Source organism: Flavobacterium turcicum (assembly GCF_011365745.1).
Taxonomy (GTDB): domain Bacteria; phylum Bacteroidota; class Bacteroidia; order Flavobacteriales; family Flavobacteriaceae; genus Flavobacterium; species Flavobacterium turcicum.
The window spans coordinates 101,602-128,411 of record NZ_JAAOBY010000007.1 but is presented as its reverse complement, the minus strand read 5'-3'; the positions used below and the strand labels follow the sequence as shown (position 1 = coordinate 128,411).

The 26,810-nt window shown below is 33.7% G+C and carries 23 protein-coding genes; 5 read left to right on the top strand and 18 right to left on the bottom strand.

The window, feature by feature from the left end; translation table 11 throughout:
• Positions 1-3: 3 nt before the first annotated feature.
• The 17 genes from G9Q29_RS12380 to G9Q29_RS12300 form a co-directional block, all read right to left on the bottom strand.
• Positions 4-873 (bottom strand): DUF2911 domain-containing protein, encoded by an 870-nt coding sequence (locus G9Q29_RS12380; protein ID WP_166137797.1) that lies wholly within the window; start codon positions 871-873, stop codon positions 4-6.
• Between the two features lie 45 nt (positions 874-918).
• On the bottom strand, positions 919-1,629 hold the full coding sequence (locus G9Q29_RS12375; RefSeq protein ID WP_099715370.1) for a PepSY domain-containing protein: 711 nt from the start codon (positions 1,627-1,629) through the stop codon (positions 919-921).
• 112 nt (positions 1,630-1,741) lie between these two features.
• Positions 1,742-2,806 carry a Vgb family protein gene (locus G9Q29_RS12370; protein ID WP_166137794.1) on the bottom strand — a complete coding sequence of 355 codons (1,065 nt, stop codon included), beginning with the start codon at positions 2,804-2,806 and terminating at the stop codon, positions 1,742-1,744.
• Positions 2,807-2,817: 11 nt separating this feature from the next.
• Entirely contained in the window at positions 2,818-4,062 is a 1,245-nt protein-coding gene (locus G9Q29_RS12365; RefSeq protein WP_099715372.1) for a hypothetical protein, read from the bottom strand.
• A gap of 34 nt (positions 4,063-4,096) precedes the next feature.
• Positions 4,097-6,634: a heavy metal translocating P-type ATPase gene (locus G9Q29_RS12360; RefSeq protein WP_099715373.1), complete on the bottom strand. Its 2,538-nt coding sequence runs from the start codon at positions 6,632-6,634 to the stop codon at positions 4,097-4,099.
• On the bottom strand, positions 6,631-7,209 hold the full coding sequence (locus tag G9Q29_RS12355; RefSeq protein ID WP_225872939.1) for an AAA family ATPase: 579 nt from the start codon (positions 7,207-7,209) through the stop codon (positions 6,631-6,633). Before G9Q29_RS12355 ends, G9Q29_RS12360 begins: the two co-directional genes overlap by 4 nt.
• Before the next feature lie 148 nt (positions 7,210-7,357).
• The gene (locus G9Q29_RS12350) at positions 7,358-8,578 is read right to left on the bottom strand and encodes an efflux RND transporter periplasmic adaptor subunit (RefSeq protein ID WP_225872938.1); all 1,221 of its coding nucleotides are present in this window, start codon (positions 8,576-8,578) and stop codon (positions 7,358-7,360) included.
• Positions 8,578-9,825 carry an efflux RND transporter periplasmic adaptor subunit gene (locus G9Q29_RS12345; protein WP_113634455.1) on the bottom strand — a complete coding sequence of 416 codons (1,248 nt, stop codon included), beginning with the start codon at positions 9,823-9,825 and terminating at the stop codon, positions 8,578-8,580. Before G9Q29_RS12345 ends, G9Q29_RS12350 begins: the two co-directional genes overlap by 1 nt.
• A gap of 2 nt (positions 9,826-9,827) precedes the next feature.
• Positions 9,828-11,081, bottom strand: coding sequence for a TolC family protein (locus G9Q29_RS12340; protein ID WP_086452982.1), 1,254 nt, complete (start codon positions 11,079-11,081; stop codon positions 9,828-9,830).
• Positions 11,068-13,005 carry an efflux RND transporter permease subunit gene (locus tag G9Q29_RS14940; protein ID WP_086452983.1) on the bottom strand — a complete coding sequence of 646 codons (1,938 nt, stop codon included), beginning with the start codon at positions 13,003-13,005 and terminating at the stop codon, positions 11,068-11,070. The genes G9Q29_RS12340 and G9Q29_RS14940 overlap by 14 nt, the downstream gene beginning before the upstream one ends.
• An 11-nt stretch (positions 13,006-13,016) precedes the next feature.
• On the bottom strand, positions 13,017-14,297 hold the full coding sequence (locus G9Q29_RS14935; protein WP_086452984.1) for an efflux RND transporter permease subunit: 1,281 nt from the start codon (positions 14,295-14,297) through the stop codon (positions 13,017-13,019).
• A 5-nt stretch (positions 14,298-14,302) separates the two neighbouring features.
• A complete protein-coding gene (locus G9Q29_RS12325; RefSeq protein ID WP_086452985.1) occupies positions 14,303-14,773 on the bottom strand; it encodes a heme-binding domain-containing protein in 471 nt (156 codons plus the stop codon).
• Position 14,774: 1 nt separating this feature from the next.
• Positions 14,775-15,509, bottom strand: a complete 735-nt coding sequence (locus tag G9Q29_RS12320; protein WP_086453000.1) for a DUF3347 domain-containing protein — start codon at positions 15,507-15,509, stop codon at positions 14,775-14,777.
• 190 nt (positions 15,510-15,699) lie between these two features.
• Positions 15,700-16,326, bottom strand: a complete 627-nt coding sequence (locus tag G9Q29_RS12315; protein WP_086452986.1) for a heavy metal-binding domain-containing protein — start codon at positions 16,324-16,326, stop codon at positions 15,700-15,702.
• 103 nt (positions 16,327-16,429) lie between these two features.
• Complete coding sequence (locus G9Q29_RS12310; protein ID WP_086452987.1) at positions 16,430-17,482, bottom strand: YncE family protein; 1,053 nt, start codon at positions 17,480-17,482, stop codon at positions 16,430-16,432.
• Positions 17,483-17,502: 20 nt separating this feature from the next.
• Complete coding sequence (locus G9Q29_RS12305; protein ID WP_086452988.1) at positions 17,503-18,348, bottom strand: DUF3347 domain-containing protein; 846 nt, start codon at positions 18,346-18,348, stop codon at positions 17,503-17,505.
• A gap of 153 nt (positions 18,349-18,501) precedes the next feature.
• Positions 18,502-18,870, bottom strand: a complete 369-nt coding sequence (locus G9Q29_RS12300) for a hypothetical protein (RefSeq protein ID WP_086452989.1) — start codon at positions 18,868-18,870, stop codon at positions 18,502-18,504.
• Positions 18,871-20,098: 1,228 nt separating this feature from the next.
• Here G9Q29_RS12300 and G9Q29_RS12295 point away from each other — a divergent pair.
• From G9Q29_RS12295 to G9Q29_RS12275, 5 genes are all read left to right on the top strand, one after another.
• Complete coding sequence (locus G9Q29_RS12295) at positions 20,099-20,461, top strand: heavy-metal-associated domain-containing protein (RefSeq protein ID WP_086452991.1); 363 nt, start codon at positions 20,099-20,101, stop codon at positions 20,459-20,461.
• 28 nt (positions 20,462-20,489) lie between these two features.
• Positions 20,490-20,978 carry a TlpA family protein disulfide reductase gene (locus G9Q29_RS12290; RefSeq protein WP_113634453.1) on the top strand — a complete coding sequence of 163 codons (489 nt, stop codon included), beginning with the start codon at positions 20,490-20,492 and terminating at the stop codon, positions 20,976-20,978.
• 1 nt (position 20,979) lies between these two features.
• Positions 20,980-21,507 carry a heavy-metal-associated domain-containing protein gene (locus tag G9Q29_RS12285; protein ID WP_225872937.1) on the top strand — a complete coding sequence of 176 codons (528 nt, stop codon included), beginning with the start codon at positions 20,980-20,982 and terminating at the stop codon, positions 21,505-21,507.
• Positions 21,508-21,509: 2 nt separating this feature from the next.
• Positions 21,510-22,316, top strand: a complete 807-nt coding sequence (locus tag G9Q29_RS12280; protein WP_113634451.1) for a hypothetical protein — start codon at positions 21,510-21,512, stop codon at positions 22,314-22,316.
• 155 nt (positions 22,317-22,471) lie between these two features.
• Positions 22,472-24,442: a protein-disulfide reductase DsbD family protein gene (locus tag G9Q29_RS12275; RefSeq protein ID WP_113634450.1), complete on the top strand. Its 1,971-nt coding sequence runs from the start codon at positions 22,472-22,474 to the stop codon at positions 24,440-24,442.
• 236 nt (positions 24,443-24,678) lie between these two features.
• On the opposite strand, the gene G9Q29_RS12270 is transcribed toward G9Q29_RS12275, so the two are convergent.
• A complete protein-coding gene (locus G9Q29_RS12270) occupies positions 24,679-26,775 on the bottom strand; it encodes a heavy metal translocating P-type ATPase (RefSeq protein ID WP_166137787.1) in 2,097 nt (698 codons plus the stop codon).
• Positions 26,776-26,810 lie beyond the last annotated feature (35 nt).

The window sequence follows — 26,810 nt, the reverse complement described above, 5'->3', positions numbered from 1 at the left end:
AATTTATTTTTTTAATAGTAACTCCAACTCTAAAATTTGTTTTTTAAGTGATTCAACACTTTTCATTTTTTTTAATTCTGCTATTGATAAAGCTTTTTTCCCTGCTTCAATTGCACTTGGATAGTCTTTTAGTTCCGTTGCTATTTTTTGTCTCAAATTAGGATAGTAAAAATTCTGCGGATCTAATTTTTCGGCTTCAATAAGCCAAGCTATTGCTTGTTTGGAATCTCTGTTTGTACTGTAATAATAGTTTGCTGCTTGAAATAATAAATTAGCATCTTGAGTTTTTTCTTTAATGATGTTTTTATCTATTACTGCTAAAATATTTTCATCTGCTTTGCTTTTCAATGGAATTTTCACCATCGAATTTTCCCATATTATTTTTAGAAATCCCTCCCCTTTACTGTTAACATCATTTATTTCGATTGTAAATGTTTCATATAAATTGGGTATGCTTTCTACTGGAACTGTAAAACGAAAAACATCTTTTTTGGCATCGTATCCGGTTTCTCCATGTAATGTAGTATCTGTATTTACAATTATTGTCCACTCCTTTTTAGAAGGTATTGTGAATATTGAGTAACTACCCATTTTTAAAGTAGTATTTCCAAATACAATATCTTCGTTGGTAGTTATTGAAGTACAATCACTAGCGCCAGTTCGCCAGAGTTTTTCAAAAGGTACTAATTCACCGAATATTTTACGGCCTCTTGCTAGTGGTCTGCTGTAAGAAACTTTGATTATTGTGCTACCCAATTCTTGTTCAAACGATGCGGATGGACTTGGAGAAGTTAGTTTTATTTGAACTTTTTCTTGTGCCGAAATTATTAAAGCTTGCAAAATAAAGAAGTGTATTAGAATTACTTTTTTCATGGTTTTTGATTTTAAATTGATTTTACTGTTTTTTATTATTTTAAATTATTTTTTTATTTTCCTCCAAATTTTTCTAATAGTAGGCGATGAGATATACCAAAGTAAAAAACCACTTAAAACGGTTATTAACCCCAATAATGAAAATAGTCGCAAAACAATATTATTCATATTGTCTCTACCCTCATAATCCATGGTATGGGTCATCCATAAAAAATCAAACCATCTCCAATCGCGGTGTCTAATCGTTTGAAAAGCTCCATCATTTGCTGAAATATAAGCCTTTAAATTATTTGGTTCTTGGTATGAAATAACATAGGCAGGTAGTAAATGCTCTCTATATTCATGGTGTTTCCCTACTTCTTTAATAAGTTGTATTTCTTTTACTTTTAAACCTGATACAATATTTTTATCCGCAGTTGCTAATGCTTCTTCTTTAGTGATTCCTTTTTTTAAGTCTCCTGTTTTGGCATTGTAAAGCATCTTGTCATTAACCCAATAAAAAGGTTGATTATTTATTACCCTTAATTCTATAGATTGAATTGCTATCGAAGGATGAAGTAGGGAAGGACTTATTAAACCTGAAAACGACTCGGCAACAATTCCTTTTTTATGAAATTGAATTCCATGAATATCATCAATATTAGACCAACTAAAATACAGACCGCTAATGGTCCACATTAAGAATTGAAGACCTAAAAATATTCCTAAATATCGGTGAGATTTTCTAATCCATTTTACTTTTTTTCCTTTAATCATTTACCTTTTAATTTTTTTTAAATTGTTAAATAAACTGAACCAACTTTGAAAATCGCATTAAAATTGCAATTATATAAAACAGAATATATTAGAATATTCATTGCCTAATTTTCTATTCCATTCCGCCATTTTCGGACGAATAACTTATTCCATTCGGTTTTTTGCCTACTGCAATTGTATTAATTACTTTTTGAGTTGTCACATCTATTACTGAAACAGTATTGTCACCACTATTGGTAACATAAACTGTTTTTCCGTCTTTACTAACCACTACACCGTGTGCCTTATTACCTACGGTTATAGTTTTAATAACTTTGTTACTGGTTATGTCAATTACAAAAACTTTATTTGAAACAGGTCTACCCATTGTTTCCCCTTGATCGGCTACATATAACAATTTACTGTCGGGCGTGGCATATAATTGAATTGGACCTTGCGCATCATTTGGTAATTTTATTCTTGTTATTTGAGCATTTTTAATATCATAGTTTACTACTTCTTTAGTATCATACAAACTCGCAAAAATAAATTTTTCATCTTGTGTAGTTGCAACTTGCACAGCCACTCCTCCCAGTGGAATGTCTGTTATTGTGCCATCAGAAATAGTAATAATCGACATACTTTTTGCATCCATATTTGCAACATAAAGTTTTCCGTTTTGATGTCTAAAACCATGTGGTAAATATCCTTTTCCTAACTCAAATTTTTGAGTTATTTTATATGTTTTAGCATCGACTTGAAATATCTGATTTGTTTCATTTGCAGTTGCATAAGCATATTCAGATTTATTATCTAAAACTACATGAGCCAGATGCAAATCCTTACCAAGTTCAATACGTTTTTTTATTGAATTAGTGTTTGGATCGATTACTATCAATTGATTTGTTGCTGTACTATCCATAGGTATCGCCGTCACCCAAACGGATTTCCCATCAGGTGCAACTTGTACGTTATGAGCCATAAACATCATTCCTGAAGAGTCACTAATTGATATTTCTGTATTTTTTGTGCTGTCCTGAAGGTTTATAACAGAAATGCTACCTCCATCCTCATTGGCTACATATACTTTTGCTAATTGCATTGTTTTTTTAGGATTATTGCAGCTGCCAATTATTAAGCCAGCCACTACTAATACTACCATAATCTGAAATTTTTTGAGTACTACAAGATTTTTCATTTTTTTATTATTTAAGTTGATTTTGCTATTTTTTCCATAATGGAATAATCTGAACCAAACTTGCAAATCGCATCACATTGACTTCGCAATTCTGAAAATAGTATGTATTTGATATTCATTTTTGAATTTTTAACAACAGGTCTATTCAATTGTTGTATCACATCTTTTTCGCGACTGTTTGGAATGATGATATAAAATACCTCTTCGCCATTGGAAATACTAAAATACAAGTCGGATAAACGTAAAATACCTGAATAAATACTGGTGCTTTTTTCTACTTCAAATGCTCCAATGATTTTGTTTGTTCCTTTTTTAAACCAAAGTACATCAATGAGTTTAATCGTATTTTGGGTGTCCTTATCTGTTGGTAATTCAGGAAATTTACTAATTGATATAAACGAAAAACTTTGACCATTGAATGCTTTGCTTTTATCATTACTGGCCGGAGTAACATCGTAACCTAATGAACTGCCAATTTTTAACAAATGGTATTGCATTTCGTTATGAAGGTTTTCTGCTAATTTTTCTTCCTGAATTTCTTTTTGGCGTTTTAGTATATTCTTTTCGAACTTTGTGCGTTCGTCTTCGCTTAAATATTCATCGTTACCAATTAGCATTTTTTGTGTTCCAATCTCAAAACACAATCCGGCAATCGCTCCTAAATCGTTAGATAATTCTGCTTTGTGTTTGCTGTTAGTTTCAATTAATGTTTCTCGGATTTTTAAATATTCTGTCCAACTTCCTAACTTCTTTTTGTCTTTGAATAAAAAATTAAATCCGTTGAGAATTGCCGTATTGAATGGCGGAAACCAAGTGGGGTGCAAGAAATATAAAATACTGGCTACCGCCGGACCTAAACCTTTTATTTTTAACTCATCCAATTTAACAATCTCTTTTATAATCTGTTCTTCGGTTTTGGCATTGATGCAGTTTTCGAGAAATTGGCCGAAAGCAATTTTATTGTTTGGATTTTCGTAAATATCTGGAATTCTTAATTTTGGTTTCCAATAAAAAGGATGTGCCACACCTACAAAAATTTGTTTTTGTTCTGCAATACAACTCAACACAAATTCTAAACTACTCCCTTTAAAATCATTTGGAAAAGTCTTGTCTTTGATATCGTCAATGACTTGTAAAATTCCTCTACGAATGGTTCGAAATGCTTTTAGCCTTTGGTCGTTATCGACAAACCAAGTATTATAAACACTTTCGGCATCGGTTTTGTATTGTTGGACTATTTGAGTAAGGTTATTCATTTTAATTTACCATATAAATTTCTATTCACATGTTCTAAAGTTTCAAACGTCTTAATCTTAACGCATTTACAATTACGGATACTGAACTAAAACTCATTGCCAAAGCTGCTATCATAGGAGAAAGTAAAATCCCGAAAAATGGATATAAAACTCCGGCTGCAATTGGCACACCTAAAACATTGTAGAAAAAGGCAAAAAACAAATTTTGTTTAATGTTACTCATTACTGCGTGGCTCAATTTTTTGGCTTTCACAATACCTTGTAAATCGCCTTTTACTAAAGTTATTTTAGCACTTTCTATCGCCACGTCAGTTCCGGTACCCATGGCAATTCCGATGTCTGACTGTGCTAATGCAGGGGCATCGTTGATGCCGTCTCCTGCCATCGCGACAATTTTTCCGAGGGATTGGAGGCGCTTAATTTCATTTAGTTTGTCTTCGGGGAGGGCTCCTGCGATGAATGAACTAAGATCGAGTTCGGCAGCGACGGCTTTTGCGGTGTTTTCATTGTCGCCCGTTATCATTATTACTTCAACACCCTGACGCATCAGTTCTTTTATTGCTTCTTTGCTTGTTTCTTTTATCTTGTCTGTAATGGTTACAAAACCCAAAGCAACCCCATCGATGGAAATATAAGAAACTGTTTTTCCTAGTTTTTGTTCGGCTACAATTTTATTTTCCAATTCATCAGAAACTGTGGCGTTCACTTGTTCCATTAGTTTTTTATTTCCGAGGGCCACTTTTTTATTGGTTACCGTCCCAATAACTCCTTTTCCAGCAATGGCTTCAAAATCGTTGACTTCGATTAATGAAATATTTTTTGCTTTTGCAAAATTGACTACGGCTTGCGCCAATGGGTGTTCGCTGTACTGATTTAAAGAAGCGATATTTTGCAATAGCCCATTTTCGTCATTTTGTAAGGAGAACACTTTTTCGACAGAAGGTTTTCCTTCGGTAATGGTACCTGTTTTATCAGTTATCAGAACATTTACCTTGTTCATATTCTCTAATGCTTCAGCATTTTTTATCAAAACACCTGATAGTGCTCCTTTACCTACGCCGACCATTACCGACATTGGTGTGGCTAATCCCAAAGCACAAGGACAGGCAATTATTAATACTGCAATGGCATTGATAAAACCATAGACTAGGGCAGGTTCCGGTCCAAATTTTGCCCAAACAAAAAAGGTTAAGACAGAAACTACAACTACAATCGGTACAAAATATTTTGCAATGCTATCCGCGAGTTTTTGAATGGGTGCTTTGGATCGGCTCGCATCATTTACCATCTTAACAATTTGCGAAAGCAAGGTTTCCGAACCAACTTTCTCGGCAATCATAACAAAGGATTTATTTCCGTTTATGGTTCCCGCTATAACTGAATCATCAATCTTTTTATCAACAGGAATAGGCTCTCCTGAAATCATAGATTCATCTATAGTACTTTCTCCATCAGTAATTTTTCCATCTACTGGAATTTTATCTCCCGGTTTTACTCGTAATAAATCTCCTTTTTTGATGTCGTGAATCGAGATTACTTTGTCCCCTCCTTCGATAACCAAAGTCGCTTCGGTGGGCGCTAATTTCAATAATTCTTTTATGGCACCGCTAGTTTGACTGTGTGCTCTTGCTTCTAATAATTGGCCTAACAAAACCAAGGTTAATATGACCGTTGTTGCTTCAAAATAAAGTAACACTGTGCCGCTTTCGGTTTTAAATTCATTTGGAAAAATATCAGGAAAAAACATGCCAACCAAACTAAACAAGAAAGCTACTCCAGTACCAATTCCTATCAGCGTAAACATGTTGAGATTCCAGGTAACAATTGACTTCCAAGCGCGAACAAAGAACATCCAACACGCATAAAAAACCACGGGAAGCGTCAAAATCAATTGTACCCAATTCCAGTATGAAATGCCCATTATCTTTTCTAACGGATTATTTGACATCATTTCTATAGTAGCTATTGCGAAAACAGGAATTGTAAAGGCTGTTGCTACTTTCATTTTCTTAAGCAAATCATTGTAAACCTTTTTGTCTTCACTATCTGTAGGTTCCATTGGTACTAAATCCATTCCGCAAATAGGGCAGGAGCCAGGTTCTTCTTTGATTACCTCCGGGTGCATCGGACAGGTGTATAATTTTTTAACCGCACTTAATTCATGAACTTTTTCTAAATTCATTCCGCATACTGGACAACTCCCGGGCTTATCGTAAACCTTGTCTCCTTCACAATGCATCGGACAATAGTATTTGCCTTGAGCATTACTTAGTGAAGGTATTGTATCCATGTTATCACTAGTTTTAGTACTGCAACACGATTTTGTTATTGGCTCATTGACAGTTTTGTGAGTTGTATCGTTAGCGCTACTCATTTCTATAGTGTACTTTCCAACGGTTGTTAATGCCTCTTGAAATTGATCCAGTGGAATGTGTTTTTCCATTGTTATAGTTGCAATTGGAGGATTCAAAGTAACCGTTGCTTGAATTCCATCGATGGCATTCAATGTTTTTTCCACTTTAGAACGACAGCTATCGCAAGTCATTCCGGTAATTTTATAGGTATGTATCATATGTTTTTTAAAATAAAATTTACTCTTTCATTTGGTGTTAATAATGGAACAAAAATGACTGGAAAACTTAATGAATTGTAAACCTCGAAAATTAATCTATGAATGGTTTTTTGTGCTTCTTGGTCTTCTGTTCTTGCATAGTCTTTTGTAAAAGGTAATCGGTCTAAAATAAAAATCTTTTTATAAGACACCCTCTTAATGGCATTAAGTAATTTTTCGTCATAATCAAGATTTAAAAACTGATAATAGGCCATCGCATCAGGAATAGCCCTGTCAAGAAAAACAGTTTCAATAGGTGATAATTCCGCTTCTTGTTCAATTTGCATATCTAGCACAGCTAATTGAAATTGTCTTTTATTTTCTCTTATTTCTTCTAGACTTTTACCTTCTTCCCTCATGCTATCAATGTAATGTCTGGCGTGTTCAATAGTTGTTTTGTAGCCCCTTTTCGATAACATATCAATTACTGTTGTTTTACCTGTACTAGGTCCACCTGTAATAACATACCAATTGGTATCTACTTTTTGATTGTCCATTTTCATCACTTTTAAAATTGCAAGTAGAACATAATTCATTCATACTAGTTTCAATTCGTTTTCTATTTATTATGGTTTTCAACCTTTGGCTATGATTTTTGCAAAGCACGCAGATCGAATATAATATTATTTTTGAACACGTGCCGTCTCAATAATACTATAGGTATGTGTCATTTCTTTCTAAACACTACATTTTCATTCCCTCCATAGGATCATTTCCTTTTCGGAATTTATATTCGCTATTTATGGCATACGCTCCAGTGATGACTACTTTTTTAGATGGATCCATTTCTGATTTAATTTCAATCATCCCATTGGTTTCTACTCCTGTTTCCACCATTATGCTTTCAAATACTCCTGGTCTTTTTTCAATCCAGATGTAAGAAGCATTTTCTTCCCTGATTACAGCATCAGTAGGTATGAATACTCCTTTTATATTGGATTGTGTCAATCTTGCAATTGCCTGCATTCCGGGTTTCAACAGCAAGTTTTGATTGGGCACTTCCATTCGAATTAAAAGCAGACGAGTATCTGGATTTATTTCAGGATTGATAAAAGAAACTTGCGCATTTATGGTTTTATCAGGAAAATCGGAAAATGTAATTTGGGCTTTTTGTCCTATTTTTAGATTCTTGGCATAGTTTACGTTTACCTGTGTTTCTAACCAAAGACTGTTTAAATCCGCCAATTTAATGATGGGGGAACCTTCCATTGCATAACTGCCTTCTGTGGTACTTATTTCCGATATTGTTCCACTGGCAGTGCTATAAAAAATGGTATAAGGAGAAACTTCCTTACTGGTTTTTATACTTTCAATCTGGGCATTGGTTAAACCAAAGAACAACAGCTTTTGTTTAGCTGCATTGAGCATATTTCGGGCATTCTTTCCAAAATCGCCAGGCATTGTTAGTTGTTTGTATGCCGTAAAATAATCCTGTTTAGCAATAGCAATATCTTCGCTATACAATTGATATACGGCTTGGTTTTTAGCCACATAATCACCAACGGTCTTGAAATACAACTTTTCAATTCTTCCCATTGCTCTTGAAGAAATGGTTTTGATTTTCTCTTGATTAATTGTCAGGACTCCCGTATAATTTTGCTCTAAACTGCTTTGGGTTTCTGAAATAGTTTGGGTAGTGATATTTCCCAGCTGTATTTGCTGTTTACTCAAACTTATTTCGTTTGCCTCTGTATCATCTTGTTTTATTGGGGTTAACTCCATATGGCAAATAGGGCATTTTCCGGGTTTGTCTTCCTTGACTTGTGGATCCATTGAGCAAGTGTAAAATGTTGTTGCTGCACTCTTATTGTGTTTGCTATGGTCTTCTTTTTCTTTAGTATTACAAGCCACCATTACCATAAATAGTATTGATAGTAAACTTATTTTTTTTATTGTCTTCATCATTATTCGGTTTTAATAAAGCTTTCGCTGTCAATTAAATATTGTGCGTTTTTGGCAATGGTGTCTTTTACTGAAATACCTTCCATAATTTGGATAAAATCATCTATTTCAATTCCTGTTTTTATGGACGATGCCTTAAAGCCATTCTCCATTTTTAAGAAAACTATTTTCTTGTTTCCAATACTTACCATTGCCTGTTTTTGAATCCAAATTCCTTTTACGGCATTTGTTTTCACTGCGCCTTGCAATCGCAAACCAACTGGTAATTTCAATTTATTGTTATTTAAATAAACTCGAATTCTATTGGTTTTATCAGCTGCGTTTAATTGTGTTTCGACAAAATTTATTTTTGCATCCATAAATTCATCTTTGTCAAGTTCGGAAGTAATTCTGATGGATTGATTGGCTTTGATTAGACTATTGTATCCTTGGATAACATTGAATATTCCCCATACTTTATCCGTATTTAATAGTTTAAAAATGACTTCTCCCTTTTTTATATAACTCCCTTCTTTAACATTCAAAACTTCAGTGTTGTTATTCGCACTTTGCATCACAGGAATAGTTGTATTATCCATCGTTGCTGTTCCATCAATAATCCCGGAAGCAGGACTATAAATTGTTATTAGCGGGTTTACTTTTTTGGAATTAGACAGCGCATTTATTTGATTTTGAGTCATTCCATAAAGCAACAATTTTTGTCTGGACGCATCAATAATCGAAGGATTTTCAACATCATTAATGACCATATAAATGAAGTTTTGTTGTTCCGTCAGTAATTCAGGGCTGTATAAATCAAATAGTTTTTGTCCTTTATTTACTTTTTGATATTTATAATTGACATACATTCGCTCAATTCTTCCGCTCATTCGAGCTGCAATATTTACCGATGAATTGGGATCATACCCCACAATTCCTGGTAGATTTATTTCACTGCTCAAAGTAGTGTCTATTGCCGTTGTCGTTTGATAATTTCCTACTATAAAATTGTCGGTAGGTTTTATAAGATTGTCGATTGAATTATCTTCAACTGAATTATTCTCCGTTATTTTTTTTACTAAAGTCATTCCGCAAATGGGACAATTTCCGGGTTTATCTCTAATGATTTCCGGGTGCATCGAACAAGTGTAAACCTCGTTTTGATGCTCCATTTCCGAATGATTATCTGATTTTTTGGCAAAGAAATAGATTGCAATTCCGATAATGGAAATTCCAATAAGAGCTAAACCATACTTTATATACTTGTTCATAATTATTTGGTTTCTAATTGTTTTTCAATTTCTACTTGTGCTGCCAAAATATTTTGCAATTTATCTAAAGCATCAATTTGAGCCATATTTAATGCTTCCCAAGCATCGAGAGTGGCAAATAAATCACCGGTGTTATTTTGCCAAGCCAAAATTGCTGTTTCATAATTTTTCTTCAAAGCAGGGATAATACTTTTTTGGGCAACTTCGTATTGTTTTTTTAAAGCGTTCAATTCATTGCTCATACCCGAAATCATTCCTGTGGCTTCATTCAATATCATTTCTTTTTGCCAATTGAGACTTTCATTTTTAATATGATAACTATTGATGTTGGCTTTATTCATTTTGGTTGACCAAGGCATAGGAATGGTAATCATTCCCATTAAGGAGAACTGTTGAGGTTGTGTTCCAAAAGCAAACATATGGTCGTATTTTATACCAAACTCGGGCAATAATTTTGTTTTTTCGGCTGCAATTTTGAGCTGATTTATTTCCATCGTTTTTTCTATGGCTTTCACATCGCTTCGGTTTTTAGAAAGAGAAGTTGTATCTGATATGGCCAAATTAAAATCTTTTATTTCGTAAGTTTCATCAATTTCAAATTTGGTGTTTTTATCTCTTGCCATCAAGGTGTTTAGCATAATTCGCTTTTGGGAAATGTCATTTTGCAACATTAGAATCATACTCTCTAATGCGCTGTATTGCGATTTTGCTTTGTAATAAGTAGGCAATTTATCCATATTATACTGGTAGCGTATTTCCATACTTTTAATCATATAATCTAAAAGCAACAAATTATCATCGGCTATTTTTATTTTTTTATTTAAAACCAACCATTGATAATAATTTGTTTTTGCCAATGCTTTCAATTGATTAACTGTATAGTTTTTGTTTTCTTTTTCAACAGATGACATTGCATTCATAAGATTAAAATCAGCTTTTAACTTGGATGCATTGGGTATCATTTGCGTAACACCCAACATATAATTTCCCATTCCTTGTCCCATTTCGCTTGCTTTCCAAAGATTGGAATTGTAAGGAGTCATAAAGAAACCCGTTTCCACTTGTGGTGGCATCCAACTTCTGGCACCTTTTGCCGCTGCATCCATACTTTGAATGTCGGCATCGTACATTTTTAGTTGAGGATTGTTTGTCTTGATTGTACTCAAGACATTATCCAAGGAAAGTGTTTGTGCTGCCAAATTAGTGGCGCTCAAAATCAAACAACTTATTGCTATATATAATTTATTCTTTAACATCTATAAGATCTATTTTTCCTTTTGTTCTTAATTCTCGAAGTTTTACCATTTCAAAAACAATCGGTGTTACTAATAATACATAAATCGTGGAAGTAATTGTACCTCCAATTAGTGGAACAGTAATGGGAAGCATTATATCAGATCCTGTTCCTGTTGCCCAAAGAATAGGGATTAATCCAAATAAGGAAACTGAAACCGTCATCAATTTTGGTCTTAACCTTTTGGCTGAACCATCAATAATATATTGTTTCAATATTTCTTCAGTTATGGTTTCCTTCGTGTTTCCGTACTTTTCTACCATTTTATTCATTGCTTCATTCAAATAGATGGTCATTAACATTGCCGTTTCGATTGCCATTCCAAACAAGGCAATAAATCCAACGGCAACAGCAACGGATAAATTAATGCCATAAAAATAAACCATAAATATTCCTCCAATTAAAGCAAAGGGTACTGTAATCATCGTGATTAATGCCTCTTTCATTGAATGGTACGTAAAATATAAAACAAGAAATATAATGACCACAACAATAGGCAGTATTAAACTTAATGTTTTGTTGGCTCTAATTTGATTTTCCCATTGACCGCTCCATTCCACATAATATCCTTTTGGCATTTTAGTCATCATTGCATCGAGTTTTTTCTGCGCCTCTTTTACAGTACTTCCTAAATCACGTTCCCGAACATTGAACAACACAGTGCCCCGAAGCATTGCATTTTCGCTATTTATCATTGGAGGGCCATCACTTATTTTTACATTAGCTACAGTTTCTAATGGTATTGGGCCAAAATCCATTGTTTGCACCTGTAGTTTTTTTAAGGCTTCAATGCTGTTACGGTATTCTTGAGCATATCTTGCATTTACAGAAAAACGCTGTCTTCCCTCGATAGTCGTGGTTAGTTTCATACCTCCAATAGAAGCTTCAACCACATTATTAATGTCGTCTATGGTCAATCCATATCTACCAATAACGTCTCTTTTTGCTTCAATGTCAATATATTTTCCGCCTGTTATGGGTTCCGCATACAAATCTTTAACTCCAGAAGTTCCTTCCAATGTTTTTTTAATTTTTTGAGCCAAAACATTGATGGTGTCTAAACTTGCTCCGTAGATTTTGATTCCTACATCGGTTCTGATTCCTGTTGAAAGCATATTGATACGGTTGATAATAGGTTGCGTAAAACCATTGGTCACACCAGGGATTTGCAGTTTGTTGTTTATTTCCGTGATAATATCATTCTTGGTTTTGTCTTCTCGCCATTCTGCTTGAGGTTTTAGCAAAATAATGGTTTCAACCATACTTATTGGACTGTTATCAGTTGCCGTATTTGCCCTGCCTGCTTTTCCCAACACGTGAGCCACTTCGGGAATCGACTTAATCAATTTGTCTTGAACTTGAAGAATTCTCTTTACTTCGGAGTTGGATACATCGGGTAAGGTTACTGGCATAAACAGTACAGATCCTTCATCTAAAGGGGGCATAAATTCTGAACCTAAACGAGTAAACATTAATACACCAATCAGCAAGGCAATGATGTTGATGCCCAATACCGTTTTCCTCCATTTTAAACAAAAAATCAAAATGGGTGTATAAATGCTTTCCAATTTTTTGTTAATTGGATTTTTATTTTCTGGACGAAGTTTTCCTTTTAGTAAAAAACTAATTAGCACTGGTACAAGTGTAATGGCTAAAAAGGCATCAACTATCAGAATAAAAGATTTCGTCCAAGCCAATGGTCCAAATAACTTGCCTTCCATTCCTGTGAGAAGAAATACAGGCAAAAAGGATGTAATTACAATTATTGTTGAGTAGAAAACACCTGGGCCTACTAATTTGGAAGAGCTTTCTATAAGCTTCAACTTATCTTCAGGAGATAGTGGATCGTTTTCTTTTTTGAATATATTTTTAATTTTATTTTTCATCTTATTTCCAATTACTGATTATTGTCCATTTCTTCTTGTTTCTCCGAAACTGTCCTGTAGGCATTCTCAACCATTACAATACCATCATCAACAACAACACCAATTGCCAGAGCAATACCCGTTAATGACATAATATTAGATGAAATGCCAAATGCTTCAAGTAAAATAAAGCCAATAGACACAGAAATAGGTAATTGAATGAGTATAATTAAAGCACTTCGCCAATGAAAAAGGAAAAGAAGAACCACAAGAGAAACAGTAATCATAATTTCGATTAAAGTTCCTTTAACTGATGCGATTGCTTTTTCTATTAAATCACTTCGGTCATAAGAGGTTTTAAAAGTAACCCCTTCAGGCAATCCTTTTTCAACTTCTTTCATTTTTTCCTTGACTGCCGTTATTACCTTATCAGCATTTTCGCCATAACGCATTACCACAATTCCGCCAACAACTTCACCAGTGCCATTTTCATCAAAAATACCTAGTCTCAAATCGCCACCCATTTGTATTGAACCAATGTCTTTAACTTTTACAGGAACGGAATTATAATTTTTAATAGCAATCTCTTCCACGTCCTTTATGTTTTTGATATATCCTAATCCTCTTATAATGTATGACATATCACTCATTTCGAATTTTCGCCCACCAACATCGTTATTATTAGCCTTGACTGCATTCATCACTTCCATCATACTCACATTGTAGTACTGCATTTTCAAGGGATCTAACACTAATTGGTACTGTTTTTCAAAACCCCCAAATGATGCTACTTCAGCCACGCCGGGAACAGTTTGTAATGCAAATTTCACGTACCAATCTTGTAAAGCTCTTTGTTCTCCCAAGTCCATACCGTTAGCCTCTAAATGATACCAAAAAACGTGACCCACACCTGTGCCATCGGGTCCAAGTGTTGGAACTACATTTTGAGGCAACAAGCGTTGGGCATAATTTAGTCTTTCCAATACACGGGTTCTTGCCCAATAAATATCGACATCATCTTCAAAAATGATGTAAACAAAGCTCATCCCAAACATAGATGCGCCTCGAATGTTTTTAACCTTAGGAATACCTTGCAGGTTGGAAACCAAGGGATATGTTACTTGGGCTTCGATAACCTGTGGACTTCTTCCCATCCACTCCGTAAACACAATAACTTGATTTTCGGATAAATCAGGAATGGCGTCAATGGGGTTTTGTTGGACGCTGTAAACTCCCCAAGCAAATAAGCAAGCTGAAACCAGCAAGACAACGGCTCGATTTCGTAGTGAGAATGTTATTAATTTTTCTACCATAATGTTTAGTTTTCTAATGAAAGACTATCTTTTGTTTTATTTATCCAATTGATTACTTCCTCTTTTTGAGCAGGTGTTACTATTGCATTTTTATGAAGTAACGTGTAGGACGCTAAGGGCATTTCATCAGATTTTATTTGTTTGATGATAGCTTCTAATTTGTTTTCTTGTTTTCGCTTGGAGTACTTTCCAAATTCATTAAAGTTCAAATCCTTCTTACCATCTTTAATGTGTTCTTCCATAAAAAACCGTGCTGGCTGAATGTAAGAATATAATGGATAATTAGTATTGTTACTGTGACAATCGTAGCAAGATGTCCGTAAAATAGTTTCAACATTTTTAGGAACATCGTACATTTTTGTAAAATTTGCAGTTAATTCCTGCTCATAACTTTCATTACGAGCAGGTTGATATAACTGCATCAACAAAAAAATAACAAACCCGATTATGAGTATTTTCTTGATGATTTTTTTCATTTTATAATTGTTTTTTCATAGAACCACAAGTAAGCATTTTCGAACCGTAGTATGGATTTTTTATTTCTTTGCTTTCACTTATCCAAATAGCCCCTTTTCCTTCATTATACATAGGACAAAAATCTTGATATAGTTTTTGTTTTGCTCCAAATATTTTTATCAAATCATTCACATCTTTACTCAACATCGCAAAATGTTCTCTTTGGTGGTCAATTTTCCCGCCATTATCACCAATGTGTTCTGCCTGTTCTTTAGCATCATCAGAAATATCAATATATTCTGTTTTCAATTTTGGATCTATTGCATTGGTATTGACTTTATTGAAAGTTGCATATAATGCTTTACCCGCATTGGCTGCTCCTTTTGTATCGTCTTTTGTGAGTGCGTTTTTGAGTTTTAAATAGCCAGAGATTATTTCGCTTGTTGAAAATGTTGTTTGGGTAACCGATGTAGCTTCAGTATTAACTTCAACTGTTGTTGTATCATTATGACTATGACTACCATCAGTATGATCATGAGCTGCTTCATTTTGTACAACTGGTTCGGTTAATTCCATTCCACATTTTGAACATTTTTCACCTTTTTTTCCTGTAACCTCTGGGTGCATAGGACACGCGTATAATTGCGAGGTACTCTCTGTTGTTTCCGAATTAGTTGTTGCAGCTTCTTTATTTTTTTGATTACAAGAAACTAGTACAAATGCCATCGCTATGGCTGAAAGGATTAGATTTTTCATTTTATTATTTTTTTTAATTGATATTGTTGGTATTTGCAACATTTTTTGATGAATATTTTTTTGAAAACCCATTTTTATATAGAAATTAATTTTTTCGTTTTATAGGGTCATTAAAATCATTGCATCCTTATTATTGGTATCATGTGCATTGAATTAAACTAAAAGGAAATTTAAAATTTATGCGACTGGATTATTTTTTCTTACCCTCCGTTTTAGTCATTTCCATTCCACATTTAGGACATTCCCCCGGTTTGTCAGAAGTTGAGCCATCCATTGGACAAACATATTTTGTTACAATTTTAGTTTTAGGTTGACTGCCTTTTGTAGCGTGAGTATCTATCTTTTCGGTAATTTTTACCATTCCAGTTCCACATTTAGAACATTTCCCTTCGGTATCAGAAGTTGAGCCGTCCATTGGACAAACATATTTTGTTACAATTTTAGTTTTAGGTTGACTGCCTTTTGTAGCGTGAGTATCTATCTTTTCGGTAATTTTTACCATCCTAGTTCCACATTTAGAACATTTCCCTTCGGTATCAGAAGTTGAGCCGTCCATTGGACAAACATATTTTGTTACAATTTTAGTTTTAGGTTGACTGCCTTTTGTAGCGTGAGTATCTATTTTTTCAGTGGTTTTTACCATTGTCATTCCACATTTGCTACATTTTCCTTCTATTAAACTCACTTCTTCTGGATGCATTGGGCAAGTATAAGTTGTTTTTTGAGCTTCCTTTTGCGAAGATTTTGTAGCTTCTTGAGCTGATGCTACTGTGCTAACTGCTAAGAATACGCTTAGTACGATAATTAGATTTTTCATTTTTTACAGTTTTAATTAATTGTTTATAATATTAACACTGATCAATTGCAAGCCATTTTAATCGTTTATCAAATTTACATTTGATATTTTAGAAATTAATAGTTTACATTTTTATTACAACCCCATTTGGTTTTTTACCAACATTGATTGTTTTAGTAACGGTATGATTGGTAACATTTACAACAGAAACTGTATTTGCTGTTTGGTTGGTTACATAGGCAGTGTTTCCGTCCATAGTGAAAGAAATTGCGTGAGCACCAGCACCCGTATTAAAAGCGCCACCGTGGATCCACATCATCATACCAGCATCCCAAGTCCAATAATGTACTTTTCCATTCATTGGATCTGAAACCCATAATTCGCTTTTTGTTCCGTTGTGTGAGGCAATTCCGGGCATAAATCCTAAAATAATAGTTTGGTCAACGGCATTTGTAGCTACATTTATAACAGAAATAGATTGTCCGTCTTCGTTATCAACATACATTTTACCATCTGTACCAGTCCAAGCTCCAACAGGATTGTTACCAACTGTAACCGTTGCAACTACTGATTTTGATGCTACATTGATTACTGAAACGTTATCATCATCGCCATTAGCAACATAGGCTTTTGTCCCGTCCGAAGAGAAAGTTAATTCTGCAGGCATCATACCTACAGTAATTGTACTTTTCAACGCATAAGTTGTAGCGTCATACACCAATACTTTTCCGTTCATATCCATTTGAGGCACCCAAATTTCTGTACCATTTGGAGAATAAATAGTATTGTGGTTCATTACAGGTAAACCCATTTTTTTAACAATTGAACCAGTTGTTGCATCAATAACAACAAGTTTACCCGACATAGTTCCTGTCACTGCGTGTCCTGCGCTTAAATCCATTCCCGGAACTCCAATTGCAAGATGATTTGAATGTGAAGAAATATGGTGTGGCCACATTATCATATCTGTATCGGTTCCCATCAATGGAATAGTTCCTGTAACTTCATTAGTTGATAATTTGATTACTGAAATTGTTGCATCTTCACCATTGACAACATACGCTGCTGGATAATTAACGTTTAATGCTGCATTTGTCATATCCATATTATCATCTTTATTACAAGATGATAAAAGTATTGCTCCAATTATTGATGCGGTAAAAGATATATTCTTCATTTTTTAAAGTTTTAATTTTATTATTTTATTGTTTCTACTGTTTTACCACAACTCAACATTTGTGATCCGTAGTAAGGATTTTTAATTGTATTTTCTTTACTTAACCAATTGGCATCTTGCATCGGGCAATATTGATAATAAACCGGTTCAGTAAATTTTGAAACTTTTATCAACTCATACGTATTTTTAGATAATGATTTGAAAAGTTCTCTTTGCTTTTTGATATCCTGTGTTTCAGAAATATTTTTTGCATCAGCAGTTAAATCTTTATAAACTTTCATCCAAGTCATATGTACATCCATTTTCAATGTTTCCATTTTTACGACAGTGATTGCGGTTAATAAATCTTTTGACTTTGCAGAAGCCATTTTACTATCTGTTTTTACCAAGGCATCTTTCAATGAAAAATAATTATCGAAAACTGGTTTTAGTTGGTCTGTTCCTTGGTTTTCAGTCATTGTAGAATGGTCGTTCATTTCCATTTTAGTTTCTTCGGATTTTGTTTCCGTTTTTACTGCAACTTTTGCTTCACGATCGTATTGACAACATCCCGGAAGTTTTGAATATGCAGCATCTGGAGCAAGGAATTTTTCGCTATCATAACCCGCAAGTGCAATACGTTTTAAGATTTCATCTTGATTGGTTTTTTTAGCATCATAAGTAAGCGTAGCCATTTTGGTGTCTTTATTCCAATCAACATTCGCAATTTTCTTGAGACTTCCTGCTTTTTCTATGGTGGTTTCGCACATTCCACAATTCCCGAATATTTTTACGGTTTCAGTTTTAGCGTTTTTGATTTGCGCATTAGACACTGTGAATGATAGCAATAGAGTTATTGCCATCACTATTTTTTTTAGTGATTTCATTGTAAAATAATTTTAAATTGAATTAGTTAAACAAGAACAAAATGACAGCACAACAAAGCCAGCCTTTTGAAAATGAAATTAACTGAGAAAGTAAATGATTTAAAGCAATAATTGCTTTTGATTTGACACAATTATGGCTATCAAATTTAAAATTTAGCCTATTTTTGGTATAAGCCATAAAGAATTGAAACCAGAAGAAATGGAGGTTTCGTAATTGTAAAAATTTTGTTTTTCTGAAAAGAAATTAAAAATATTTTTATTAAAGTTCAATTCATTAATAGAAACAGATGTGTTGCAAGAAGAAGCACAACCACATTTAGAATGGCTGCATTTTCCTCCACAACCTTTATGATTTTTATTCTTCGAATGATTATCACCTTCGCAACAATCTTTTTTATCTGTTTTAGAAGAGATTTCTTTTTTGCAAGATTGTTTTTCTGAATTGTTTCCACACGCAAAAGTTACCATTGGCATCAAGAAGAAGCCAAGTACAACGATTAATAAAATGTGAAACTTTTTCATTTGTATAGAAAATCTAATATTGGACAAAGTTAGAGAAATAATCTTAATTTTCAATAAAGACTTGTTAAAAAAATTTCATCACTACTATTTTGTTTTGATTTATATTCTCATTAAAAGTATTATTAGGGAAGCAAATAGATGAAGACTAAACTACTTAAATCTTTGTTATGAGTGTTAATCTCATCTATGTAAAAATTTAAATCATATAAATGGATTAATTCCTCATTATTATCTGGTATTTGAGCCAGTTGATATAAATTTTAGTTTTTCAGGAAAACTATTATATCGAAATTTTGAGTTTTCTCATCATAATCTAAAGTTAGAAATTTGAATTCACTAGCTTTTAATGTAATTTCATGGAAGATATATGACTATTCAAATCCATCGATAATTTTATCAATTCTTTCCGTTTGTGGAATAAAAGCGATGAATTTCCAGTTCTTCAGTTGGGATACGTTATCAATTAACTGGTTTCATAATCAACAATTATATTTCTTTTAATTTGTAAAAATTACTAATCTACATGTTACAAGTGTTCAGTAAATTAAAAACGATCTTTTAGTCCTAAAAACAAAAAATACTGATTATCAATTAATTAAACTGTTTTTATTTCAGCGGGGTGTCACTAAACATAATTGAAGAATCAATTATAATAGAACATTTACAAAAAAATTAACATTCGAGTCAGCTAATAAAATTGTAGATTTGTGCCCAGTATGACAAAAAAGTTCTACATATTGCTACTCGTTATGCTTGGTTTTCTTTTGGGACCAACGCTTACTTATGCGCATGGGACAAAAAAAGAAATGCCATGTTGTAAAAAAGAATTTACAGTAAAAGACTGTTGCAAGAAAAAAGATTCTAATAAGAAAGAACACAATTGCGATAATAGCTGTGTAGGTAATTCTTGTGGTTGCCCAACTGCTTACTGCGGTTATTCCTCGATACTTTCTTTCCAAACAGAAAATAATTCTCTTTTTAGTTTTTCAGAAAGGAAACAAAATTACTATTATTCAGAAATCTTTATTTCTTCAGATTTCCGTTCTATCTGGCTTCCACCTAAAATAAGCTAGATTCATTTCCTGACAGTTACAAATCTGTCTAATCCAAAGCCTGTTTTATGGCTTAAAAAATCATTAAATATTAATCCAATCAACGCTATTCATAGCTCTAAATACTATGGTTTCTGTCATGCTCTAGGATTAATTCATTCAAAATTATAAAAACAATGAACTCAATAAAAAAATTATTGATGGCAATGACTCTATTGCTATCAGTCACTTTCGCCAGCGCGCAAATAAAAAACAAAACAACTGAAACCGTAAAAATCAATGGTAATTGTGGCATGTGCAAAAAAACTATTGAAACGGCTGCAAACATTGATAAAGTTGCCAAAGTAAATTGGGACACGAACACCAAAACCGCTACAGTTACCTACGATACTAAGAAAACCAATCTTGATGCCATACTAAAACGTGTTGCAGATGCTGGATATGACAATGAAAAATTTAGTGCCCCAAATGCTGTTTACGATGAATTGCATGGATGTTGCCAATATGATAGAGAAGCAAGTCCTAAAAAAGCGGAGTAATCATAATCAATCATTTAAATTAAATTTCATGTTCAAAATAAAAAATATAATCACATTACTCTCCCTGATAGCAACTGTTTCTATAGCAAGTGCACAAATAAAAATAGGAGATTCTTTTCCAGATGTTCAGCTTCAAAACAATAAGAACGCTACAGTTAAACTAAATACTTTTAAAGGAAAAACAGTTTTGGTAGATTTTTGGGCATCATGGTGCGCACCTTGCCGAATGGCTAACAAAAAATTGGTAAAAATGTATGACCAATACAAAGGTCAGAATTTTGAAATTGTTGGAATTTCAATTGATATCGATAAATCAAAATGGTTAAAAGCCATTGAAAAAGACAAAATGAAACACCAGCAATTAATCGACCCGAAAGGTTTTGATGCCAAAACGGCTGTGGCTTTTGGAGTTGAAGCACTGCCTGAAACCTATCTTTTTGATGCATCAGGAAAACTGATTGCCATAAACCCAACCGAAGCACAAATAATTGCTCAAATCAAAAAAAACAAAAAATAAAATGAAAACATTACATATAAAATTCGTAGCCGCTACACTTTTAGTATTATTAACTGGTGTAAAATCATATTCTCAAATCACTAAAGCCGAAATAATGGCAACAGGATTAACTTGCTCTATGTGTTCTAATGCTATAAACAAACAGTTAAAATCCTTAACTCAAGTTGATAGTATTGGTACCGATTTAAACACCAATACCTTTACTGTTTACTTTAAGAAAAAAAATACATTACAACCTAAAGTGTTGAAAAATGCGGTTGAGAAAGCTGGTTTTTTTGTAGGTTCTATGGTCTTGACCGCAAAGTTTGATACTCCAAAAATTGAAGATAATGCAACAGTAAAAATCGATGATGTTACGTATACTTTTATAGATACTAAAAACGCAGTAGCTGATACAGAAGCAAAATTCAGAGTTTTGGATAAAGGTTTTGTAACCCAAAAAGAGTATAAAAAACTAATTAAATCATATTCAAAATATCCTGGTTATGCCACGGAAAATGAAAATGATTATTATTTAAAAGCCTTATAAAAATGAAATATCTATCAATTGTTTTCTTATTACTTGTTTCATTCAAAATAGATGCACAGGAATTATTTGTAGTAACCGAACCCGCTAGTAATGTTCCGGCGGGTTCTATTGGGGTTCGGGTTGGTCAATCTCTTATGAAAAATCAACTGGAAAGTGGGTCTATGTATAATTTAACGCCCGAAGTTACTTGGGGAATAAATAAAAATATCATGGTTCGTACCTCAGCTTTTCTTAGTAACCAAGAAAATGGATTGGGACTTAAAGGTGGTGGTTTTTATGCTAAATATCGTTTCTTTTCTGTAGATGATTTACAAAGTCATTTTAGGATGGCTGCCTTTGGACGATACAGTTATAATAACTCTTTTATTAATCAGGAAGCTATAGACTTAATGGGAGGAAACTCTGGTTACGAAGCTGGTCTGGTAGCTACTCAGTTAATCCATAAAGTTGCCATAAGTTCTTCTGTAAGTTACGCGCGGGCACTTAATAACAGTGATTATAGCTTTCCGGATTTTTTGGGTAACAGCGCAGTAAATTATACGTTCTCAGTAGGGAAATTAATGTATCCAAAAAATTATACAAGTTTTAAACAAACCAACATCAATGCGATGCTGGAATTTACTGGACAAACGATAACCGAAAACGGAAAATCATATCTGGATGTAGTTCCTTCGATTCAGTTTATCATTAACAGTCAGGCGAGAATTGACCTTGCATACAAAAAAGAATTGTATAGCTCGATGCAACGTGCCACATCTGATGGTGTTTTCTTAAAACTGGAATATACTTTTTTTAATGTGACCAAATAAATTACTTCGCCAAGATTTTAATTTAAATCTAAAGTTCATAAAATAAGTGTTTCGATGGCAAAAGACCATCGAAACACTTCCTATGGCTTATCGGGAAATGACACGTGTAAAATCAAATTATCACCAGAACAAATCGTTCTGATTAAACTTATAAAATGAAGAAAATCTTTTATTTATTACTCTTGGGCTTTGTTTTTGTCAAAGTCCAGGCACAGATTATAAATCCTGTGAAATGGGAACCTAGAATCGAGAAGAAATCCACCTCAGAATATGTACTTACTTTTAATGGTAATATCGAAGCAGGTTGGCACGTATATTCTCAATTTACACCTGAAGATGGTCCTCTTCCTGCCGAATTCATTTTTCATGATAACAAAAGCAATTATGAATTTATTGGAAAAGCAACCGAAAGTGAAACCAAACGAGAGTTTAATGAAATCTTTGGTGTCGATGAAATCTTCTTTTCCGATAAAGTTACTTTTACCCAATTAATCAAACAGATTAATCCAGAAAAGGAAATTATACAAGTGGAGCTTTCTTACCAAGTTTGCAAGGAAAACTGTATTAGCGAAACAAAATACTTTGAGTTTAATCTTAAAACGCTTGAAGCAAAAGAAATCCAAGCTGCGGATATTGTAAATGAGAAAACTACTAAAACTGATGCGAATTCCACAATAGAAAAACAACCAGAATCGAAAGAATCTGATTCGAGTTTATATATGATTTTCTTTATCGCTTTCTTATCTGGTTTTGCAGCCTTGCTTACTCCTTGCGTATTTCCTATGATTCCCATGACGGTAAGTTTCTTTACAAAACAAAGTAAAACCAAAGCCAAAGGGATCAAAAATGCGATTATTTATGGTATTTCGATTATCTTGATTTATGTATTTTTGGGAACAGTAATTACCTTAATTTTTGGTGCCGATGCACTAAATGCATTATCTACCAATGTATGGTTTAATGTTATTTTCTTTGTATTATTAGTTGTATTTTCGTTATCATTTTTAGGTGCTTTCGAAATCATGTTACCTAATTCTTGGGCAAATAAGGTAGACCGTCAAGCGGATAAAGGTGGAATATTAGGAATCGTATTCATGGCATTGGCTCTTGCAATCGTTTCCTTTTCTTGTACCGGACCAATTATAGGAACTTTACTGGTTGAAGCAGCTTCCAAAGGAGGTATCGCACCAATTGTAGGAATGTTAGGTTTTTCTTTTGCTTTAGCATTACCCTTTATGTTATTTGCCATGTTCCCAGGTTGGTTAAATACATTACCAAAATCTGGCGGATGGTTAAATACAGTAAAAGTATTTTTAGGTTTTATAGAATTAGCTTTAGCATTTAAATTCTTGTCTAATGCCGATTTAGTATTGCAATTGCACTGGTTTGAAAGAGAAATATTTTTAGCCATTTGGATAGCGATATTCGGTACTTTGGCATTCTACTTATTCGGAAAGATAACTTTGCCACATGATTCTCCTTCATCTTCTATTTCGGTAGGACGTTTATCTGTTGGATTATTAATATTGGTATTTACAATATATCTTATTCCAGGTTTATGGGGTGCTCCATTAAAATTAATAAGTGGCTTTCCTCCACCTATGACCTATAGCGAATCTCCATACGGTGTAGGCGGCTCCAACAGAGAATCTACATCAGCAATAGCATTACCAGACGGAGCACATAAAGGACCACATGATATTATGGCTTTTACCGATTATGAAAAAGGATTGGCTTATGCCAAAAGTGTAAACAAACCTATTCTCTTGGATTTTACAGGATTTGCTTGTGTAAATTGCCGAAAAATGGAAGATTATGTTTGGTCGGATCCTCGCATTTTATCTATTTTAAATAATGAAGTAGTTCTTATTTCACTATATGTTGATGACAAAAGAGAATTGCCTATCGAGGAACAATATGTCTCTAAAGAAACTGGCAAAAAGATAAAATCAATAGGAAACAAATGGAGTGATTTCCAAATCACTCGTTATAAGGCAAACGCTCAGCCGTATTATATCATTTTGGATACAAAAGAGAAAAGTTTAAACCAACCAGTTGGATATATGCCAGACATTACTGAATATGAACAATGGCTGAAATATGGCATTAAACAGTTTCAAAAATAGAAAAAAGCTGTCTAAAATGATTTGGACAGCTTTTTTTATAACGCAATATTTTTAGGGTTAAAAATAATAACTTTTAAAATACTTTGATTTTATTGGGTAATGGTTCTAGTCTCTAATGAGAAAAAATCTTGTAGTGTAGATGGTTCTTGTTGTGCAGGAGGAAAAACACCTCCAAAAAAATCATAAATATTTTAAAGAGCGTCCCTATTAATGGACGCTTCTTATTAATATCAGATTTAAAACTTCATTCTTTGAATTCTAATAGCATTTAAAATAGCTAACATTGCTACACCAACATCTGCAAAAACGGCTTCCCACATTGTAGCTAAACCTCCTGCACCAAGAACCAAAACAACTGCTTTTACAGCGAATGCTAATCCAATGTTCTGATACACTATTTGTTTTGTTTTTTTACCAATATTTATAGCTGTAAAAATTTTTGTAGGCTGGTCATTTTGAATAACAATATCTGCAGTTTCAATAGTGGCATCGCTTCCTAAACCACCCATTGCAATTCCGGCATCGGCAAGGGCAACCACTGGCGCATCGTTTACACCATCGCCCACAAAAGCAATTTTTAAGTTTTGAGATTTTAATTCCTCAACTTTTTCCACTTTGTTTTCAGGCAACAAATCGCCATAGGCTTGATCGATATTTAATTCTTTTGCAACAGCATCTGCAACGGCTTGTTTATCTCCCGAAAGCATTACGGTTTTGATGTTTATTTTATGCAAACTTTCGATAGCTGTTTTTGCATCTTCTTTTATTTCGTCAGCAATTAGAAAGTATCCTGCATATTTTTGATTGATGGCAATAACTATTATTGTAAATGGTGTGTTGTCGATTTCAGCATCGTAACTGATATTGAATTTCTTCATTAATTTTACATTTCCTGCCAATATTTCTTTTCCTTCTACATTACCTTTCAATCCGTGTCCTGCAATTTCTTCGACATCGGTAACTGTTACCTCTTTTTCTGAACCTTTGGCATATTCAATAATAGCAGTTCCTACCGGATGTGTGGATTTGGTTTCTAATGCTGCTGTGAATTTTATTAAATCAGCTTCCGGAATATCAACGGCTACCACTTTTTGAACTTTAAAAACGCCTTTGGTCAGCGTTCCAGTTTTGTCCATAACTACTGTTTGAATAGATGCCATTATATCTAGAAAATTCGAGCCTTTTACTAAAATTCCATTTTTACTTGCTGCACCAATACCTCCAAAATATCCCAAAGGAATAGAAATTACCAGCGCACAAGGACAGGAAATAACCAAGAAAACTAAAGCTCGGTATAACCAATCGTTGAAGATATAATTTTCTATGAATATCATTGGAACTAAACAAATACAGATTGCCAAAAACACAACTATTGGGGTGTATATTTTAGCAAATCTTCGAATAAATAGTTCGGTAGGTGCTTTTTTAGCCGTGGCATCTTGCACCATCTCAAGGATTTTTGACAACTTACTATCAGTGTAAGCCGTTGTCACTTCGACTTGAACAACTGTATTCAGGTTAATCATTCCTGCAAGAACGGTTTCTCCTTTTTGTTTTGTATCTGGTTTGCTTTCTCCTGTTAATGCTGCTGTGTTTAAGGAAGCATTATCTGAAAGTAATTTTCCGTCGAGTGCTAATTTTTCTCCTGGGCGTAATTGGATTATTTCTCCAATGACAATTTCAGCTGCTTTTTTATCAATAGTATTGCCCTCTTTGATAACTGTAGCGGTATCTGGTCTTTGATCCAACAATAATTTGATGTTGTTTTTTGCTCTTTGAACTGCCAGTGTTTGAAATACTTCGCCAACGGCATAAAATAGCATTACGGCAACACCTTCGGGATATTCACCAATAGCGAATGCTCCGATTGTAGCAATACTCATTAATAGGAATTCTGAAAAGATTTCGCCTTTACGTATGCTTTCAAAAGCTTCTTTTATTACCGGAAAACCAACAGGAGCATAAGCTACTACATACCAAGAAATACGGACCCAGCCAGTGAACCAAGTTTGTGGAAAATAATTATCAAAACCAATAGCAATGAGTAATAGCACAAAACTTATAACTGCTGGCAAGAACATTTGAAACGTCGTTTGATTACCGCCTGAATGGTCGTGTCCGTCATCATCCGAATGCTCATCGTGATTGTGCTGGTCCTTTACTATTTTTTTAGCCTTTGTATCATCGTGTTCGTTGCTACAACAGCTTTCTTTTTTAGTTTTCTTTTTTACCTGCTTATCTGCCATTTTATTTATTTTTTCTTCTTGTGAACAGCAAGTCATTTTACCTTGAGCATCATAAGTGTGCTTGTGTTTTGGATCTGTATTTTTCATTTTTTAATCATTTTAAATTAATTAAGAATATTTTA

Excerpts from the sequence above, each read along its gene's own strand:
- G9Q29_RS12360 (WP_099715373.1), bottom strand. The coding sequence starts at position 6,634 with ATGATACATACCTATAAAATTACCGGAATGACTTGCGATAGCTGTCGT.
- G9Q29_RS12355 (WP_225872939.1), bottom strand. The coding sequence starts at position 7,209 with ATGAATTATGTTCTACTTGCAATTTTAAAAGTGATGAAAATGGACAAT.
- G9Q29_RS12290 (WP_113634453.1), top strand. The coding sequence starts at position 20,490 with ATGTTCAAAATAAAAAATATAATCACATTACTCTCCCTGATAGCAACT.
- G9Q29_RS12340 (WP_086452982.1), bottom strand. The coding sequence starts at position 11,081 with ATGTTAAAGAATAAATTATATATAGCAATAAGTTGTTTGATTTTGAGC.
- G9Q29_RS12380 (WP_166137797.1), bottom strand. The coding sequence starts at position 873 with ATGAAAAAAGTAATTCTAATACACTTCTTTATTTTGCAAGCTTTAATA.
- G9Q29_RS12295 (WP_086452991.1), top strand. The coding sequence starts at position 20,099 with ATGAACTCAATAAAAAAATTATTGATGGCAATGACTCTATTGCTATCA.
- G9Q29_RS14940 (WP_086452983.1), bottom strand. The coding sequence starts at position 13,005 with ATGAAAAATAAAATTAAAAATATATTCAAAAAAGAAAACGATCCACTA.
- G9Q29_RS12300 (WP_086452989.1), bottom strand. The coding sequence starts at position 18,870 with ATGAAAAAGTTTCACATTTTATTAATCGTTGTACTTGGCTTCTTCTTG.
- G9Q29_RS14935 (WP_086452984.1), bottom strand. The coding sequence starts at position 14,297 with ATGGTAGAAAAATTAATAACATTCTCACTACGAAATCGAGCCGTTGTC.
- G9Q29_RS12310 (WP_086452987.1), bottom strand. The coding sequence starts at position 17,482 with ATGAAGAATATATCTTTTACCGCATCAATAATTGGAGCAATACTTTTA.
- G9Q29_RS12270 (WP_166137787.1), bottom strand. The coding sequence starts at position 26,775 with ATGAAAAATACAGATCCAAAACACAAGCACACTTATGATGCTCAAGGT.
- G9Q29_RS12305 (WP_086452988.1), bottom strand. The coding sequence starts at position 18,348 with ATGAAATCACTAAAAAAAATAGTGATGGCAATAACTCTATTGCTATCA.
- G9Q29_RS12345 (WP_113634455.1), bottom strand. The coding sequence starts at position 9,825 with ATGAACAAGTATATAAAGTATGGTTTAGCTCTTATTGGAATTTCCATT.
- G9Q29_RS12375 (WP_099715370.1), bottom strand. The coding sequence starts at position 1,629 with ATGATTAAAGGAAAAAAAGTAAAATGGATTAGAAAATCTCACCGATAT.
- G9Q29_RS12275 (WP_113634450.1), top strand. The coding sequence starts at position 22,472 with ATGAAGAAAATCTTTTATTTATTACTCTTGGGCTTTGTTTTTGTCAAA.
- G9Q29_RS12280 (WP_113634451.1), top strand. The coding sequence starts at position 21,510 with ATGAAATATCTATCAATTGTTTTCTTATTACTTGTTTCATTCAAAATA.
- G9Q29_RS12315 (WP_086452986.1), bottom strand. The coding sequence starts at position 16,326 with ATGAAAAATCTAATTATCGTACTAAGCGTATTCTTAGCAGTTAGCACA.
- G9Q29_RS12320 (WP_086453000.1), bottom strand. The coding sequence starts at position 15,509 with ATGAAAAATCTAATCCTTTCAGCCATAGCGATGGCATTTGTACTAGTT.
- G9Q29_RS12350 (WP_225872938.1), bottom strand. The coding sequence starts at position 8,578 with ATGATGAAGACAATAAAAAAAATAAGTTTACTATCAATACTATTTATG.
- G9Q29_RS12325 (WP_086452985.1), bottom strand. The coding sequence starts at position 14,773 with ATGAAAAAAATCATCAAGAAAATACTCATAATCGGGTTTGTTATTTTT.
- G9Q29_RS12285 (WP_225872937.1), top strand. The coding sequence starts at position 20,980 with ATGAAAACATTACATATAAAATTCGTAGCCGCTACACTTTTAGTATTA.
- G9Q29_RS12370 (WP_166137794.1), bottom strand. The coding sequence starts at position 2,806 with ATGAAAAATCTTGTAGTACTCAAAAAATTTCAGATTATGGTAGTATTA.
- G9Q29_RS12365 (WP_099715372.1), bottom strand. The coding sequence starts at position 4,062 with ATGAATAACCTTACTCAAATAGTCCAACAATACAAAACCGATGCCGAA.